This is a genomic window from Novosphingobium sp. THN1 (assembly GCF_003454795.1).
Classification (GTDB): Bacteria; Pseudomonadota; Alphaproteobacteria; order Sphingomonadales; family Sphingomonadaceae; genus Novosphingobium.
This window is the reverse complement of the sequence record NZ_CP028347.1, coordinates 516711-532065: the sequence shown is the minus strand read 5'-3', so window position 1 is coordinate 532065 and position 15355 is coordinate 516711. Positions and strand designations below refer to the sequence as shown.

The 15355-nt window shown below is 65.1% G+C and carries 13 protein-coding genes and 2 pseudogenes; 2 read left to right on the top strand and 13 right to left on the bottom strand.

What is annotated here, in order from left to right; all coding sequences use genetic code 11:
* Positions 1-15 precede the first annotated feature (15 nt).
* A pseudogene (locus tag C7W88_RS02730) lies at positions 16-686 on the bottom strand (glutathione S-transferase family protein).
* Between the two features lie 130 nt (positions 687-816).
* On the opposite strand from C7W88_RS02730, the gene C7W88_RS02725 reads away from it, so the two are divergent.
* On the top strand, positions 817-2745 hold the full coding sequence (locus tag C7W88_RS02725) for a beta-L-arabinofuranosidase domain-containing protein (RefSeq protein WP_118072401.1): 1929 nt from the start codon (positions 817-819) through the stop codon (positions 2743-2745).
* 17 nt (positions 2746-2762) lie between these two features.
* Here C7W88_RS02725 and C7W88_RS02720 read toward each other — a convergent pair whose 3' ends face one another.
* The 8 genes from C7W88_RS02720 to C7W88_RS02685 form a co-directional block, all read right to left on the bottom strand.
* A complete protein-coding gene (locus tag C7W88_RS02720; RefSeq protein ID WP_240344783.1) occupies positions 2763-4817 on the bottom strand; it encodes a TonB-dependent receptor plug domain-containing protein in 2055 nt (684 codons plus the stop codon).
* A gap of 135 nt (positions 4818-4952) precedes the next feature.
* On the bottom strand, positions 4953-5204 hold the full coding sequence (locus tag C7W88_RS02715) for a hypothetical protein (protein ID WP_039336211.1): 252 nt from the start codon (positions 5202-5204) through the stop codon (positions 4953-4955).
* Positions 5205-5224: 20 nt separating this feature from the next.
* A complete protein-coding gene (locus C7W88_RS02710) occupies positions 5225-5668 on the bottom strand; it encodes a chemotaxis protein CheW (RefSeq protein WP_118072399.1) in 444 nt (147 codons plus the stop codon).
* Between the two features lie 22 nt (positions 5669-5690).
* Entirely contained in the window at positions 5691-6062 is a 372-nt protein-coding gene (locus tag C7W88_RS02705) for a response regulator (protein WP_082013426.1), read from the bottom strand.
* 23 nt (positions 6063-6085) lie between these two features.
* Positions 6086-7663: a chemotaxis-specific protein-glutamate methyltransferase CheB gene (gene cheB / locus C7W88_RS23365; RefSeq protein WP_162895875.1), complete on the bottom strand. Its 1578-nt coding sequence runs from the start codon at positions 7661-7663 to the stop codon at positions 6086-6088.
* Positions 7660-8499, bottom strand: a complete 840-nt coding sequence (locus C7W88_RS02695; protein ID WP_240344782.1) for a protein-glutamate O-methyltransferase CheR — start codon at positions 8497-8499, stop codon at positions 7660-7662. The genes cheB and C7W88_RS02695 overlap by 4 nt, the downstream gene beginning before the upstream one ends.
* Positions 8500-8525: 26 nt before the next feature.
* The gene (locus C7W88_RS02690) at positions 8526-10751 is read right to left on the bottom strand and encodes a chemotaxis protein CheA (RefSeq protein ID WP_118072397.1); all 2226 of its coding nucleotides are present in this window, start codon (positions 10749-10751) and stop codon (positions 8526-8528) included.
* On the bottom strand, positions 10748-11008 hold the full coding sequence (locus C7W88_RS02685; RefSeq protein ID WP_118072396.1) for an STAS domain-containing protein: 261 nt from the start codon (positions 11006-11008) through the stop codon (positions 10748-10750). The genes C7W88_RS02690 and C7W88_RS02685 overlap by 4 nt, the downstream gene beginning before the upstream one ends.
* A gap of 202 nt (positions 11009-11210) precedes the next feature.
* Between C7W88_RS02685 and C7W88_RS02680 the strand changes: the two genes are divergently transcribed.
* A complete protein-coding gene (locus tag C7W88_RS02680) occupies positions 11211-12239 on the top strand; it encodes a chemotaxis protein CheB (protein WP_118072395.1) in 1029 nt (342 codons plus the stop codon).
* 113 nt (positions 12240-12352) lie between these two features.
* On the opposite strand, the gene fliS is transcribed toward C7W88_RS02680, so the two are convergent.
* The 4 genes and pseudogenes from fliS to C7W88_RS02665 form a co-directional block, all read right to left on the bottom strand.
* A complete protein-coding gene (gene fliS / locus C7W88_RS02675; RefSeq protein ID WP_062345866.1) occupies positions 12353-12736 on the bottom strand; it encodes a flagellar export chaperone FliS in 384 nt (127 codons plus the stop codon).
* 1 nt (position 12737) lies between these two features.
* Positions 12738-14180, bottom strand: coding sequence for a flagellar filament capping protein FliD (fliD, locus tag C7W88_RS02670; RefSeq protein WP_118072394.1), 1443 nt, complete (start codon positions 14178-14180; stop codon positions 12738-12740).
* Positions 14181-14185: 5 nt separating this feature from the next.
* Positions 14186-14365, bottom strand: coding sequence for a hypothetical protein (locus C7W88_RS24595; protein ID WP_370073246.1), 180 nt, complete (start codon positions 14363-14365; stop codon positions 14186-14188).
* Positions 14366-14374: 9 nt separating this feature from the next.
* Positions 14375-15348: pseudogene (locus C7W88_RS02665) on the bottom strand (flagellar biosynthesis protein FlhB); the annotation flags it as partial.
* Positions 15349-15355: the final 7 nt, after the last annotated feature.

Genomic DNA, 15355 nt, shown 5'->3' with positions numbered 1-15355 from the left:
GACACCCCGGTTTCGTCAGGCGTTCACGTCCGCATAGTGGCTTGGCGGCTGGATCACGTCCATGCGTTCGGCCAGTAGCGGGCGGAAGCTGGGGCGGCTCTTGAACACCGAATACCACCCGCGCGCCTGCTCGTGCCCCGACCAGTCGATGCCGCCAAGATAGTCCGCGACAGAGATCTGCGCGGCGGCGGCAAGGTCGGCCAGGCTCATCGTAGAACCGGCCAGCCACGGTCGGTTATCGATCAGATAATCGATATAATACAAGTGCTCATCGGCCAGCCGCATCGAATCGCGCAGGCGTTTGCTGTCAGGCGGGCTGCGATAGACGAGGCGCTTCTTCATGCGCTCTTCCAGCAGCGGCAGCGTCACGTCAGCATAGAAATTTTCGTCGAAAAGCGCCACCAGACGGCGGATTTCCGCGCGGTTCACCGCCGTGCCGTTGATCATCGGCGTCTTGTCGACGGTCTCCTCGAAATACTCGCAGATCGCCCGGCTGTCGGCGAGAATCACGCCACGCTCGGGTTCTGGATCGCCGGAGTCCGATAGGCAGGGCTCAGCTTCCCGAACGCCTCGGTCCGCTCCCACGGGTTCTCCCGCACAAGATCATAGGCCACGCCCTTCTCGCTGAGCAGGAGGCGGACCTTGCGAGAGAACGGACACAGGGGAAATTGATGAAGCTGCCACATGACAGAAGCTTTGCGCGGGGAGAGGCGCAGGGTCAAGGACATGCGGCATGCTGGGTGCTTATCCGCGGTAGTGACAAGGGTGCTCTTGCGAGTTAGTCTGACTAATTCCAAACTGTGGCAAGTGGCAGGCATGACCGTAACCGCTCTCGACCTTGGCGCGACCCGGCGCTCGTTTCTTCAAGGAGCAAGCGCGCTTGCCCTATTCTCGCACAATGTCAGCGCCTTCGCGACAGGGGCTGCCCCGGCGCCGGTGCAGGTCAAGGACCGCGCCCAGCCTTTTGACATGTCTGACATAACGCTTGCCGAGAGCCCGTTTCTGCATGCCCAGCGCATGACCGAAGCCTACCTCCTGCGGCTTTCGCCCGACCGGATGCTGCACAATTTCCGCAGGAATGCCGGGCTTGAACCGCGCGCCCCGGTCTATGGCGGCTGGGAATCCGAACAGACGTGGGAGGACATCAATTGCCACGGCCATACGCTCGGCCACTACCTGTCCGCCTGCGCACTCGCCTGGCGCGCCACCGGCAAGGCCGAGTACCGGACTCGCATCGAGTACGTCGCAAGCGAGTTGGCGGAATGCCAGAAGGCATCGGGCTCGGGCCTGGTCTGCGCATTTCCCCGGGGCGCCGCGCTGGTCGCCGCACATCTGCGCGGCGAGAAGATCACCGGGGTTCCGTGGTACACGCTGCACAAGATCTACGCGGGGCTGCGCGACGCGGCGGAACTGGCGGACAGCGCACGGGCGAGGGACGTGCTGCTGCGGCTGGCGGACTGGGGCGTGATTGCCACGCGTGACCTTTCGGATGAAGCGTTCGAGGCCATGCTCGAGACCGAGCACGGCGGCATGAACGAGGTCTACGCCGACCTATTCACGATGACCGGCAAGGCGGAATACCGGACGCTTGCCGAGCGCTTCTCGCACAAGGCGATCCTGCGCCCGCTGGCAGAACGCCGCGATCACCTCGACGGGCTGCACGCCAATACCCAAGTGCCGAAGATCGTGGGATTCCAACGGGTTCACGAGGTGACGGGCGCGCCGGAGTACCACCGCGCCGCGCAGTTCTTCTGGCAGACCGTCACCGGCCCGCGCGCCTTCGCCACCGGCGGCCATGGCGACAACGAGCATTTCTTCCCCATCGCCGATGGAGCGGCGCACGTCTTTTCCGCAAAGGGGTCGGAAACCTGTTGCCAGCACAACATGCTCAAGCTCACGCGTGCCCTGTTCATGGCCGAGCCGAAGGCCGAGTATGCGGATTACTACGAGGGCACGCTCTACAACGGCATCCTCGCCTCGCAGGACCCGGACAGCGGTATGGCGACGTACTTTCAGGGCGCGCGGCCGGGCTACATGAAGTTGTACCACACGCCCGAGGATTCCTTCTGGTGCTGCACCGGCACCGGCATGGAGAACCACGTAAAGTACCGAGATTCCATCTACTTCCACAATGCTGACACGCTCTGGGTGAACCTGTTCATCCCCTCTGCGGTGCGCTGGCGCGGCAAGGGGGCAGAACTCGCACAGGAGACCGCGTTCCCCGAGCAGCCGGAGACCTTGCTGCGCTGGAAATGCTCAAAGCCATTCGCTGCCACGGTAAACTTGCGCCATCCCGCGTGGAGCCGGACTGCGCGCGTCCTGGTAAACGGGGCGGAAGTCGAGACGTCGAATGAACCCGGACGCTTCCTCGCGGTGCGCAGGACCTGGCGCAACGGCGACACGATCGCACTGCAACTGAAGATGGAAACGACTGCCCAGGCTTTGCCAGCGGCGGACGACATCGTAGCGTTCAAGCACGGGCCGCTGGTGCTTGCCGGAGCGCTGGACCCGGTGCCGCAGGGCAGCGACATCGTGGTCAACGAGCGGCTCTACGGCGCCTACAACGATACACCGGTAAAGGTGCCGCAACTGGCTGGCGACGCACTCGATCTGGCAAAAACGATCCGCGGCGGGGCCAAACCACTGGAGTTCGAACTACCCGCGGCGGACGGCTCACCTGTCCGGCTGCTGCCCTATTACAGGATCGCCCACCAACGCTACGCGACCTACTGGAAGCTTGCCTGAGGCTTGCGCGCCCCTGATCAGATGCTCCCCTTCACGGTCAGGGTGAAGATCGGGCCGATCAGGCGGTCGCGGGTTTCGACGAAGGCGATGGGAGAGTTGGGGCGGGGGCCGGCGAAGACCTCGCGGTCCCAGCGCTGGCGGCCGTTGAGGAGGTTGTTGGCGCTGGCCTTCACGGTCAGGCCGAACACGTTCTTGTGCTCGATGTAGACCCCGGCAAACACCGGCCCTTCATAGGCACGGCCACGTTCGAAACGGCGGTGGTAGAGCGACTGGTGGTTGTATTCGTAGGAGGCGCCGGCCGCCCAGTCGGTGCCCTGGAAGTCCTGGCGGAAGTTCAGTTCCCAGTAGCGGTCGGTGATGCCGCCGTAGGGGATGTGGTTGGCCGGGTCGAACGGATCACGCAGCTTCGTGAAGGTCAGTTCGACGTTGAAATCCAGCCGCGCGCCTTTCCAGCCAAGCGGATCGAACTGCAGCGTGGTGTTGCTGACGATCTGCCGTTCCTGCGCCGATCCGACGTTGCCGATGGATTCGCCGTTCGTGCCGATCGGGACGACGGTCACGTAATCCTGCACCTGGCGGCCGACGAGGCGCAGCTTGGTCGAGCCCAGCTTGCCGAAGGTGCGATTGAGTTCGAGTTCGGCCGACCAGTCCTGCTGCGGCACGAGATCGGCGTTGCCGCTGTTGGCATTGCCATCATCGAGGAAGCGGCGGGCAAGGAAGTCGTAGAACGAAAGCTGGCCGACCGAACGCTTGATCTTGAACGAGACATCGAGGCTTTTTGCAGCCTTCCAGCCCAGCGAGAGCGAGCCCTTGGGCCGGAAGAACGAGCGGCTGAGGTTGCCTTCCGGGCCAGTTGCGCCGGTCTGCATCAGGGTTGATTTCTCGGCGCCCACGATCATTTGCAGGGTCAGGGTGCTGGAAAGCGGGCGGCTGAACGAGAGGCTGGCGTCGTAACGGTCTTCCTTCACGCCGCCGGTGCCTTCGGGGAAGGGAATTTCCACGAACTCCCCGGCCCCGTTGAGTTCGGCGAGGGTGGCAACGTTGCGGAGCGAATTGAACGCGCCTTCTCCGGCCAGTTGCCAGTCGCCGCCGAACATCTTCCACGAATATTCACCGCGGACGATGCGCTCGGAGCTGTCGCCGGTCTGGGCGAAGCGGTCGCCCGTGGCGGGTGAGCCATCGTCGAACATGGTCACGACCTGCTGGCTGTAGGGCTCGTGCTCCTCGCGGTTGAGGCCGATCAGCTTGAGGCGGCCGGGGCCAAGCGCGAACTCGTAGTCGCCGCCGATCTCCCAGTTCCGCGCCGAGGATTTGTCGAGCAAGTCGCGCACGATCACGCTGCCATCGGCGTTGGTACGCACCGAATTCTCGGTGAAATGGCGGGGCACGCGCTGGAACGAGCCGTTGAGGTTGGCGATGGACGAGCCGGGACCGTCGATCGTCAGGCGCACGGCGAGCTTGGGATCGTCGCGGTTGGCCTTGATCACGTCATCGCGCGTCTGGATCACCGCGCCGTTGCGGTCGGTGATGATCGTCGGCCCGCCGGCTGCGCCGCGATTGGCGTTGTTGGTCAGGCTGACGGTGTACTCGACCGGCCCCCGGCGGCCCGATACCGAGACTTCGCCATTGGTGTAGCGCGGATCGGCATAGTGCACGCGGTATTCCGGGCTGTAGCGGAACTGGCCGGAAAAGCTGGTGGAGCGGGCAATGACGTTGGCGACTTGCCCGGTAAGGCCGGGGATGTCGAGCTTCGCGCCATCGACCAGTTCGATGCGTTCGACGGTGGAGGCCGGGATGCGCGAAAGCTGGGTCCAGATATCGTCAGACTTCGACGACAGGCGCTTTGAATTGACTAGCACGTTGCCGCTGGCCTGGCCGAGGCCTCGCGCTTCCTCGCCTTCGCGGATGGTGAAGCCGGGGACCTGGCGCAGCATGTCGAGCGCGTTGCGCGGGGCGAAGCGTTCGAAGTCCTTGGGCGTGAAGGTGCTGCGGGTGCCGACCGTCTGGGCGGTCGGGGGTGCGGTTTCCGGGGCCTCCTCTGCTCCCCGCGCGGGCAGGGCAAAGGCAAGCATGGCACAACTGCAAAGCAGCGAAACTTGTTTCGATGGAAACTTCATGCCCTGCCGATGGCGCAACTCGGCAGGGCTGACGCGACAGGCTCGACCAACGACATGCGCGGGCCGACCAAAGCCGTTTGTCGGTTGAGATCAGCCCGAAAGGCGCATCCGGTCACGCAGGACGTCGATCGCAATGCGTTCTATCGCATCGGCGGGGCGGTCAGCGAGCAGGAGCCGAGCCAGCGTGCGTTGCTTCTGCGCGATAAGGTCGATCGCCTGGAGCTTGTCCATGTGGTTGATGGCCACGCTCATGTCGTCGCACAGGGCGGAGCCAAGCGCTTCGACTTCTTCGGCCAGCTCATCAAGAACGACCGCAATCTGGCGATGGGTGGCTTGTGCCATGGGCCTTGCCCTCCCTTGGGTCAGGCTGCTTCGGCGATCTGGGCGCCATCGGAAAGGGCGGCGAGATTCAGGACCATGACCATGCGGTCTTCGATCGCGGCCAGACCTTCGAGGAAAGGCACGACGGTATCACCCGCCGACGTCGGCGGCGGCGGCTGGAGCGCTTCGCTGTCGATGGTGACGATGTCGCTGACCGAATCCACGATCCAGCCGGAGATCTGCGCGCCCTGCTGGGTGACGATGATCGCGTGCCGGGGCGTCGCTTCGGTGGCGCGCCAGCCGAGGCGGGCGGCGAGATCGACGACCGGAAGGACCGTGCCGCGCAGGTTCACGACGCCTGCGACATAGTGCGGCACGCGCGGCAGGCGCGTGGTGGGCGACCAGGCGCGGATTTCGCGGATGGCCATGATGTCGAGGCCGAAAACCTGGCCTTCAACCTCGAAGGTGATCAGTTCACGCAACATGTCTGGTTCCTTCCAGCAGGGTTCAGTGGGAGACGCGGCGGACGGCGGCGACGAGCTTTTCCGGGTCGAACGGCTTGACGATCCAGCCAGTCGCGCCGGCCGCGCGGGCGCGTGCCTTCTTCTCGTCCGAGCTTTCGGTGGTCAGCACGAGGATCGGACGATCGCGGTGGCGGCTGCCCTCGCGCAGGCGCTCGATCAGGCCGAAGCCATCGAGACGCGGCATGTTGATGTCGGTAATGACGACGTCGACCTCGTTCATGGCCAGCCAGTCGAGGGCGGCCATGCCGTCCTCGGCCTGCGATACGTCGAAACCGTGCCCCGACAGGGCATGGTTGAGGAGCGCCCGCATTGAGGGGCTGTCGTCTACGGTAAGGATCCGGGTGGTGTTGCTCATGGATGGGACTCGCTTCTCGAAGATCAGAACAGTTCGACATCGCCACGAGCAAGTGCCGGGCGCGGGGTGGGCTGGACGGGTGGCGCGAACCGGTCTTCCACCGTGCGGTGGCGGACCTGGCCCGATGCCGGGCGGAAATCGACGCGGCGCGCCTGGGTGCCGCCAAGGTCCTCACGCATCAGCGCAATGCCTTCACGACGGAGGAATTCGCGGGCGAAATCGGCGTTCATCGAGCCGATGCGCATCATGTTGCGATTGACGTTGGCGCCGCCATAGAGGTGCGCCTTGAGGTTGCCCTTGCGTGCGCCGCGGGCGAGCATCTCGTTGACCAGAAGCTCCATCAGGTAGACGCCGTAGTGTTCGTCGACCTTGGTGCCGGCAGCGTTGGCGGGTGGCTCCGAAAGCAGGAAGTGGTTCATGCCGCCGATCCGCGCCTCGGGATCATAAAGACAGGTGGCGACGCAAGAGCCCAGCACGGTCGAATATTCGATCGACGGGCTGCCGCTTGCCAGCGCCTGGCCCTGCATCACGGTGACCCGTTCGAGCGGCGGCGCGCCGGGGATGGGGGTTTCGAAGCTCATCTCAGGCGGCCTTGTTGAACGCGTGGCGCGCGATTGCGCCGAGGGGGCGACAACCCGGGCCGCGCCAAGATTGATGGCCGCGCGTGGCATGCCGAACACGGTGCAGGTTGCCTCGTCCTGGGCAATGGTGCGAGCGCCGCTCTGGGCCATGGCGAGCAGGCCCTGAGCTCCGTCGGCCCCCATGCCGGTCAACAGGATGCCCACCGCCCGGGAGCCGACCGTCCTGGCCACGGATTCGAACAAGACGTCGACACTTGGCAGGTGGCCGGAGACCGGAGCCCCGGCGCGCAGCTTGCAATGCAAGGTGGAGGTGCCGCCCAGCGTGAGGTGGCGATCATCGCCGGGGGCGAGATATACGTGGCCATCCCGGAGCGGCGTATCGGGTTCGGCAACGACGATGCGCGGCGGGCAGGACTGGTCAAGGGTGCGCGCGACGGCGGGGGCGAAGCGGGCGTTGATGTGCTGCACGATCAGCGTGGGCGGGCAGTCTGCCGGGAAGCCCGAAAGCACAGTCTGCAGCGCTTCGACTCCGCCGGTCGACGAACCGATGGCGATCAGGGCGGGGCGATCTGCCAGCAATCCGCGCGCTTCGCTGGCGACGCGGCGCGTTTGCGGGGCGCGCGCGGTGAATTGCACTTTCGCGGCTTCACGGATCATGCCGGCAAGACGGCCGGCATCGTCCAGCCCGTGCCCGCCACCCGACTTGGCATAGCAATCGACAGCGCCGAGCGCGAGCGCGCGGGCGGTCATCTCGTTGCCTTCCTGCGTCGAGCCGGACACGATGATCACCGGGGTCGGGCGCAGTTCCATGATCTTGGCGAGGAAATCGAGGCCGTTCATGCCGGGCATCTCGATGTCCAGCGTGACCACGTCCGGGTCCAGTTCGCGGATCATCTGGCGGCCCTCGGCGGCATTTGCGGCGGCCGCGACGACTTCGATGTCGGGCTCCTTGCCAAGCCGGTTCATCAGGATTGCGCGCATGGTGGGCGAATCCTCGACGATGACGACGCGAATGGTCATGCAGCCCTCTTGCGGTAGATGGTTGGTCCCATGGTGGAGAGTTGGTCGAGAGCGGGGCCGGTGACCCGCTCGGAATGGCCGATGTACAGCCAGCCGCCGGGCGCGAGCTTCTCGGCGAAACGGGCGACCAGGCGTTCCTTGGTCGGTCCGTCGAAATAGATCATCACGTTGCGGCAGAAGATCGTGTCGAACTGCCCCTGCATCGGCCAGTCACCAAGCAGGTTCAGCGACCGGAAGCGCGCGATCTGCTGCACAGCCGGGTCGATCGTGCATTCATCGCCCGCCGTGCGCGTCCAGGCGCGGCGGAGGGCTTCGGGAACCGGCTTGAGATCTTCGGCGCGGTAGGTAGCGGCGCGGGCCTTGGCGAGCGCGTGGCTGGCAATGTCGCTGGCGAGCAGCCGCAGATCCCGCCGGGCAATGGCATGGCCAGCCCCGGCGTCTTCGCCCAGCAGGGTCATCAGCAGCGACCAGGTTTCCTCCCCGCTCGAACAGCCTGCAGACCACAGGCGGACCTTGCCGCCACGCTGCAGGCGATCGATATATTCGGGCCGGACATCGCTGGCGAAATGCTCGAAGTGATGTGCCTCGCGATAGAAGAAGGTGTGGTTCGTGGTCAGCGCGCAGATGGCCTTCTGCCGTTCGGCAAGGTCCTCGCGGATGCGCAGGACATAGGCACCAAACGTGACGCATCCCGAATCGCGCACCAGCGGCGCCAGGCGGGAATAGACCAGCATGGCCTTGCCCGACGGCAGCACGATGCCTGCTTCCGCATGGGCAATCTCGGAGATCGCGCGGAAATCGGCCTCGTCGAACACCCCGGGGCTGACCCCGGGCATGCTCGCGTCCAAGGCATCCATCAGGCTCATGCGGCTTCAGCCATGGCTGCGGAGGAGGCCGACGAAAGGCTGCGCGAGACCAGCCCGTCGACGTCGATGATCAGGGCGACCCGTCCATCGCCGAGGATGGTAGCGCCGGCGACGCCTTCGACAGAGCGGTAATGCGTGTCGAGGCTCTTGATCACGACCTGGCGCTGATCGCAGATGGCATCGACCATCAGCGCGGCACGGCCTGCGCCTTCGGTTTCGACCACGATCAGCACGGCCTCACGCGGGTCGCTTACAGCTTGTGCCGCGCCGACCGAATGGGCCAGCGAGATGACGGGAATGAACCTGCCGCGCACATTGATCATGCTGCGGCTGGCGCCAAGGCCCTGCACTTCGTGCGGCTCGGGACGCAGGCTCTCGACCACGTTGGCGAGCGGCACGACCAGCGTCTGGTCGCCTACATTGACGACCATACCGTCCGAGATGGCGAGGGTGAGCGGCAGGGTCAGGGTAAAAGTCGTGCCCTTGCCCGGTTCGGAATCGATGGTGATGCGCCCGCCCAGATCCTTCACATTCTGGCGGACCACGTCCATCCCCACCCCTCGGCCCGAAATGTTCGAGACCTGCTGGGCGGTGGAGAAGCCGGGGGCGAAGATCAGCAGGTCGATTTCTTCCTTGGACAGGATGGCATCGGGCGCGATCAGACCCTTCTCGACGGCCTTGGCAAAGACGCGCTCGCGATCGATGCCCTTACCGTCATCGCCGATGCGGATGAGAATCCGGCCCGAGCGGTGCTCGGCCGAGAGGGTCAGCGTGCCTTCGGCGGATTTTCCTGCAGCAATGCGCTCGTCGGCCGGTTCGATGCCATGGTCCACGGCATTGCGGATGAGGTGGGTCAACGGTTCGCCCAGGCGCTCGATCACGGTCTTGTCGAGCTCGGTGCTTTCGCCCGAAACTTCGAGGCGGACATGCTTGCCGGTGGTGGACGACAGTTCACGCAGGATGCGCGGCACGCGGCTGAAGACCGAGCCGATCGGTTGCGCGCGGATCGACATGGCCGATTCCTGAATGTCGCGGGTGAGGCCCTCGATCATCGCCATTTCCTCGGCAACGGCGAGGCCCTGTCCGGCAAGACGCTGCGCCATCATGGCCTGCGCGATCACGAGTTCGCCGACAGCATCGATAAGCTTGTCGAGCTTTCCGAGCTCGATGCGGATGGACTGACCCGGCGCAGGGGGCGCGGGCGGGGCGGAACCGCCGGACGCAGCGACGCGCGCTGTCGTGGCCTCCTCGACCGCGATGGGGGCGTCCGCGGCGGGGGCGGGCGCCGCTGTCTGAACGGCGACGGGCGGGGCAGCCTGGGGCGCTGCAGGCGTCGGCGGTGCGGCATCGGTCTTGCGCACCGGCGGCATGTCTGCGTCGGCTCCGAAGGCCAGCGAGCAATCATCGCCCACGAAATCGAAGATGTCGCGGACACTGGCTTCGGCAACGCCGGAGGGGAAGCTGAATGCCCAGCCAAGATAGCCGCAGCCGGGATCGAACGAATCGAGCGGCGGGACCGCGGACACGTCGCAAAGCTCGCACTTGCCGCCCATATCCGCCATTTCGCGCAGCATCAGCAGCGGCTCGCTGCCATTGCGCATCGCACCGCTGTGGGGGCGCAGCCGCATGTGCCAGCGCGCTTCCGTCACCTCGGCATCGGCGGCAGGCGCAGAATCTGGCGTGATTTCGCCCGAGATGTCGTCAAGCAGGGCATCAAGATCGAAGTCGAAATCGTCGCCTTCGTCGCTGGATGCTTCTGCTGCAACCGGCGCGACGACCTCTGCCGGCGCGGGCTGCGCGGCTGGTGTCGGCGTGATGGCCGGGGCGGCGGGCGCGGCACCGGCGTTGGCTGCCATTGCTGCGGTAAGTTCGGCCTGGAGCGCGCCGTCCTCGGGCGGCTCGGTTCCGTCGCGCGCAGCAGTCACATGATCGCTCAGCGTATCGAGCGCGCGCAGGAGCAGGTCGGTGAGCGGGCCGGTAATCGGCACGGTGCCGTCGCGCACATCCGACAGCAGCGTTTCGAAGGTATGGGTGAAACCCTGCAGCGCCACGTAGCCGAATGCCCCGGCACCGCCCTTGATCGAATGGACGCCACGGAAAACGGCGTTGACGGTATCGCTGTCTTGCGTTCCTTCGCGGCAAGCGGCGAGACCCTGTTCGGCCGCAGCCAGCGACTCTTCGCATTCGGCGAAGAAGATCGCCTGGATTTCCTCGGCGGTCATGCCAGCACTCCCGAGAACAGTTCATCAGAAAGCCCCGTCAGTGCGGCGGCCTCGGTCAGGGCATTCGAGGGGAGAATCACTGCCCCATCGCCGGTCTGGCGGGCGCTCACCAGCAGTTGCAGCATCGCTTGCCCGACCTGCCGACATTCGCGCGCATCGATCTCGAGCGGACCCGATCCAAGCGCCGCCAGCATTTCGGGCAACAAGGCTTCGGCGGCGGCGCGGTCGCAGCGCTCTGGCAGGGTGATCGATGTCATGGAGATGCTCTTCCTCCGGCTCGGTTGGGCCGATCCGGGGAGACCCGACGCGGCGACTGGTCTTCCGGAATAGAGCACGAGGGAAAAGGCCGGCTTTCGCCGGGCCTACGGTGAGATACGTAAGTGCCGGAACAGAAATTGCTGGTGCTTCGCGCGTAGAACGAACCGAGGCGAAACAACGCCTTGGAAGGTTTCCCTTGAAATGCACGAAGCCCGTGTTCTCGTAGTCGATGATTCCGCAGCCATGCGGGCTCTGTTTTCCGACATCCTGGATCAGTCCAAGAACGTGACTGTGATCGGCGCGGCAGCAAATGCGGCCGAGGCGCGTGAACAGATCAAGGAGCTGCGTCCCAACGTCGTGACGCTGGACGTCGAAATGCCCGGTATGAGCGGCATCGAGTTCCTGGAAGAGATCATGGGCTCCAACCCCTTGCCGGTGGTCATGCTTTCAAGCCTGACACAGGCTGGGACGGAAACGTCGCTGAAGGCGTACGAGCTGGGTGCGGTCGAGTGCTTTCCCAAGCCGCTCAAGGCAACGCCCGAACAGTTCAGCAAGACCGTGGGCAAGCTCGGCAAGATCGTGCTGGCAGCGGCAAACAGCAACGTGAAGGACCGCAAGGCGCCGCGCGAACACAAGCAGGTCGAAGCACACTTCGAATGGAACGGACACCTGCTTGCGCTGTCGGCTTCGATGGGCGGGATCGATGCCCTGACCCAGCTGCTGTCCTACTTCCCCGAAAAGTGCCCGCCCACGGTGATAGCCCTCAACGCCGAGCCCGGCATTGTCGAGACGTTCATCAAGCGCATGGACGGCGAACTGAAGTGCAGCGTCAAGGCGGCCAAGGACGGCACGCCCCTGGCGCAGGGCACCATCCACATTGCCTATGACCCCGAGCGTCATGTGGTGATCGAGCCGGGCACTCCGGCAAAGTTGCGCCTGATCGATCGTGATCCCGTGGATGGCATGCGACCGTCGGCCAATCTCCTTTACGGTTCGATCGCGCGCGGTTCGGTCCCGGCGGCAGGCGCGATCCTGACCGGCATGGGTGCCGATGGCGCCAAGGGCCTGAAGCTGATGCGCGATAACGGGTGCAAGACTTTTGCCCAGGCGCGTCAGTCGGCCCTGGTTGCCGAAGCGCCGGCTGCCGCCATCGATGCCGGCGCGGTGGAAAGCGAGCTTGATCTCGATGGGTTGGGCGAGGCGCTGATCGCAGCCTGCAACATCGGCTAGGAACAAGGTCCTGGAGATCCTGCGCGGTCCGTCCCCGTCCGCGCAGGTGAGGAAGGCCCGGAACCGTCAAGGTTCCGGGCCTTATCCTGTTTGCGTTGGCAGGGAAGCGCGGATCAGGCCGGAATGCTGCGCAGCATGGCCTCGCGGATTTCGGTGAAATCCTGGCGAATGGCCTGCAGCGTGCGCGCATCGAACCGCGTCACGCAATCGAGGATCGCATTGCGGGCCGATTGATACAGCTGGACCAGTGCGCCTGCCGTCGGGTTGGCGAGGTCCACGCCCATCTGCAGCGCGGTGAGAGCCGAGATCGCACGGGTGAGCGCGGCGCTCTTGGCGGCGTTGTCGCCACGTTCCTGTGCATGAACGGCGCGACCGACCGAACCGATGACCTGCTCGAGGCACAGGTCGACCAGCTGACGCGAATCGGCGCCGCGAACACGGGCGTCGAAATCGACGCGGCGATAGGCTTCGGTCGGGTCTTTCCGGTGATGCAGCATGTCAGTTCTTGCCCGATGCGTTCCAGGCGTCGATCTGCGCCTTCAGGAATGAGAGGGTGGATTGCGAGCCGCTGACCCTGGTGTCCATCGCGGCAAACCGGGTGACGAGCTGCTGGCGCAGCGCTTCCTGCTTTTCGGCCAGCGAGGCCGAGCGGTCAGCGAGGGTTTTCTGCAAGGCCGTGTTCTTGGTGACGGAACTGCCGAGCGAGATGCCGGTGGTCGAATTGGCGTTGCGGGCGATCTTGTCGATCGTGGCAAAGACGCCGAAGATGCCGGTGGTCCACATCGCGCCTGCCTCTTGCGGCGAGGTCTTGAGTGTCTGGTTCAGCCGAGCAGTGTCGAGGCTGAACGTGCCGTCACGTTCGGTCTTCAGGCCAAGATCTGCCAGAGTCGACGGGGCGCCGGATGCTGCGTTGAGCATGATCTTCTGTCCGGCGAGCCCGGTCAGTGCAGTGCGCAGCGCCCGGGCACCGGGATCGTTGTTGAGCTCGCCAGTGTCCTTGTTCATGGCCGCGTTGAGCTGCTTGGCGACCTCGTTGAGCGCGTCTGTGAGGTCGGTCATCGCCGTGGCAATGCCGGTCGACGGATCGCTAAACGTGATCGTGGCCGGGTTGCCGACATTCGTTGCCGTGAGCTTGAGGTTGAGGCCGGGCAGCACGTCGTTGATGGTGTTGCTGGTGCCCGAGTAGGCTACGCCATCGAGCATGTAGGCCGCGTCGGTGGCGGTGGATTTGAGCTGCGTGGTGTTGGTGGCTGGTGCCCAGGCGAGGTCGGCAAGCGCTTCTCCGCCGACAGCCGGGCTGGCTTCAAGGATGAAGCCGCTGTTTGCCCCTTCCTTGCCCTTGAGAACCAGCTGCGCACCTGCAGACCCGTTCGCGACGTAGGCCGAAACGCCGGTGCCCGCAGCATTGATGGCGGTTGCCACGTCGGCCAGCGTGGCTCCGGCTGGTACGGTGATATCGACCGCCGCCTGCGTGGCATCCGCCGTGAACGCGCCGCTCGCCACCGTGCCAAACCGCAGCGTCAGCGTGCCTTCGCCAACCGTCGAGGTCGAGGAAGCGTAGGCCGGCATGACCAGCTTCTGCGCGTTAGCCAGTGACGTGACCTCGAGGCTGTAGGAGCCACTGCCACTCAACGTGCCCTTACTGACCGTCGCGACGCTCGTATTCGAGATCGACGGCTTTACCGCCAGATCGCCGGTGCGGATCAGCGTGCCGATCGATGACGCGAGCGTGCTGATAAGGGACTTGAGGTTCGACGCACTGGAGATCTGTGCGTCGAGCTTTTCGGTCTTGGCCGAGAGCTGGTCGATGCGGGTGGCGAACTGGGCAGCGGCGAGCTGTTCGGCAAGCTGTGCGGTGTTGATGCCGCTACCTGCGCCGAGCGCCGAGACGATCTGCGCAGTGGCAGACGTGGATGCCGTGGAGGATGTGGTCGTTGCCATGGTCTTTAGGACGGCCGCACAGAGGCGGTCTTAAGGTCGATTACCGCTTCGGGGCGCCCATCTGCGTCGAACCGCATGTGGATCGGCAAGTCGATGTTCGGCAGGGGCATATGGTCGCCCCGGCCGAGCGACAGCACGAAGGCGAGGACCGAGGCGACGGCGGCGTAAAGATCCTCGCGGATCATCTGGTTCTCGCGCGTGGTGAAGTAGACCGAGCGGGCAAGCGGCGGGAGTTCGAGCGTCGGAACGCCGAGTTCTGCTGCCAGTTCGCGCATCGCCAGCGCCTTTTCGCCGCGTCCCTTGGCCAGCACGACCGGCGCGGGGCCAGGTCGGGATCGTAGACCATGGCGACCGAGAAATGCGTCGGGTTGGTGATGACGAACTGCGCCTTCTGCATCGCCTGCTGCATCGCGCCCATCGCCAGCTGGCGCTGCTTGTTGCGGATGGCGGCTTTCTTTTCGGGTGAGCCTTCGGCTTCCTTGTGCTCGTCCTTCACCTCCTGAAGCGTCATGCGCAGGCGCAGGAAACGGCGGACCCACTGGATCGGGAAGTCGAGCAGGGCGATCACGATCAGCCCCGACGCAAGCGCGAACGCAAGCGAAGTGATCGTATCCCACGCGGTGACGAGCTGTCCGTGGATGTCACCTTGGCCGAGACCCACCATCCCGGCGATTCGGCCCGATGCCCAGGACCAGGCAATCGCCCCGAGCAGGCCCAGCTTGGCGAGCCCCTTGGCCAGTTCGATCCAGCCTTGCGGGCCGAACATGCGCTTCAGGCCCGACAGCGGATTGATGCGCGAAGCCTTGGGCGCAAGGTTCGACGGGATCCAGCGTCCATCGGACAGGCCGATCTGTGAAAAGACAGAGGCTGCCAGCACCATCAGGCCGAGCAGGAAAACCGGAGGCAGGACGGCAACCATGGCGCCCGTCAGCAGCTTGGCCGGGGCGAAGTCCTCGATCGCCGCGCGATCCAGCGTGAACGAGGCGCGCAGCGTATCCTGCAGGGCGTCCATCACCCACGGCCCGGCAAACTTCAACCAGACTGCGCCGACCAGCACGCCAACAGCAGTGGCCAGGTCCTTCGAGCGCAAGACATCGCCGTTCTTGGCGGCGTCCTTCTTGCGCTTCTCTGTCGGGGCAAAGGTCTTTTCGCCTTCCTGCTCGGCCACGCCTGCC

Coding starts and splice junctions, on each gene's coding strand:
- C7W88_RS02725 (WP_118072401.1), top strand. CDS start 817: ATGACCGTAACCGCTCTCGACCTTGGCGCGACCCGGCGCTCGTTTCTT.
- C7W88_RS02720 (WP_240344783.1), bottom strand. CDS start 4,817: ATGCTTGCCTTTGCCCTGCCCGCGCGGGGAGCAGAGGAGGCCCCGGAA.
- C7W88_RS02715 (WP_039336211.1), bottom strand. CDS start 5,204: ATGGCACAAGCCACCCATCGCCAGATTGCGGTCGTTCTTGATGAGCTG.
- C7W88_RS02710 (WP_118072399.1), bottom strand. CDS start 5,668: ATGTTGCGTGAACTGATCACCTTCGAGGTTGAAGGCCAGGTTTTCGGC.
- C7W88_RS02705 (WP_082013426.1), bottom strand. CDS start 6,062: ATGAGCAACACCACCCGGATCCTTACCGTAGACGACAGCCCCTCAATG.
- cheB (WP_162895875.1), bottom strand. CDS start 7,663: ATGACCATTCGCGTCGTCATCGTCGAGGATTCGCCCACCATGCGCGCA.
- C7W88_RS02695 (WP_240344782.1), bottom strand. CDS start 8,499: ATGCCCGGGGTCAGCCCCGGGGTGTTCGACGAGGCCGATTTCCGCGCG.
- C7W88_RS02690 (WP_118072397.1), bottom strand. CDS start 10,751: ATGACCGCCGAGGAAATCCAGGCGATCTTCTTCGCCGAATGCGAAGAG.
- C7W88_RS02685 (WP_118072396.1), bottom strand. CDS start 11,008: ATGACATCGATCACCCTGCCAGAGCGCTGCGACCGCGCCGCCGCCGAA.
- C7W88_RS02680 (WP_118072395.1), top strand. CDS start 11,211: ATGCACGAAGCCCGTGTTCTCGTAGTCGATGATTCCGCAGCCATGCGG.
- fliS (WP_062345866.1), bottom strand. CDS start 12,736: ATGCTGCATCACCGGAAAGACCCGACCGAAGCCTATCGCCGCGTCGAT.
- fliD (WP_118072394.1), bottom strand. CDS start 14,180: ATGGCAACGACCACATCCTCCACGGCATCCACGTCTGCCACTGCGCAG.
- C7W88_RS24595 (WP_370073246.1), bottom strand. CDS start 14,365: ATGATCCGCGAGGATCTTTACGCCGCCGTCGCCTCGGTCCTCGCCTTC.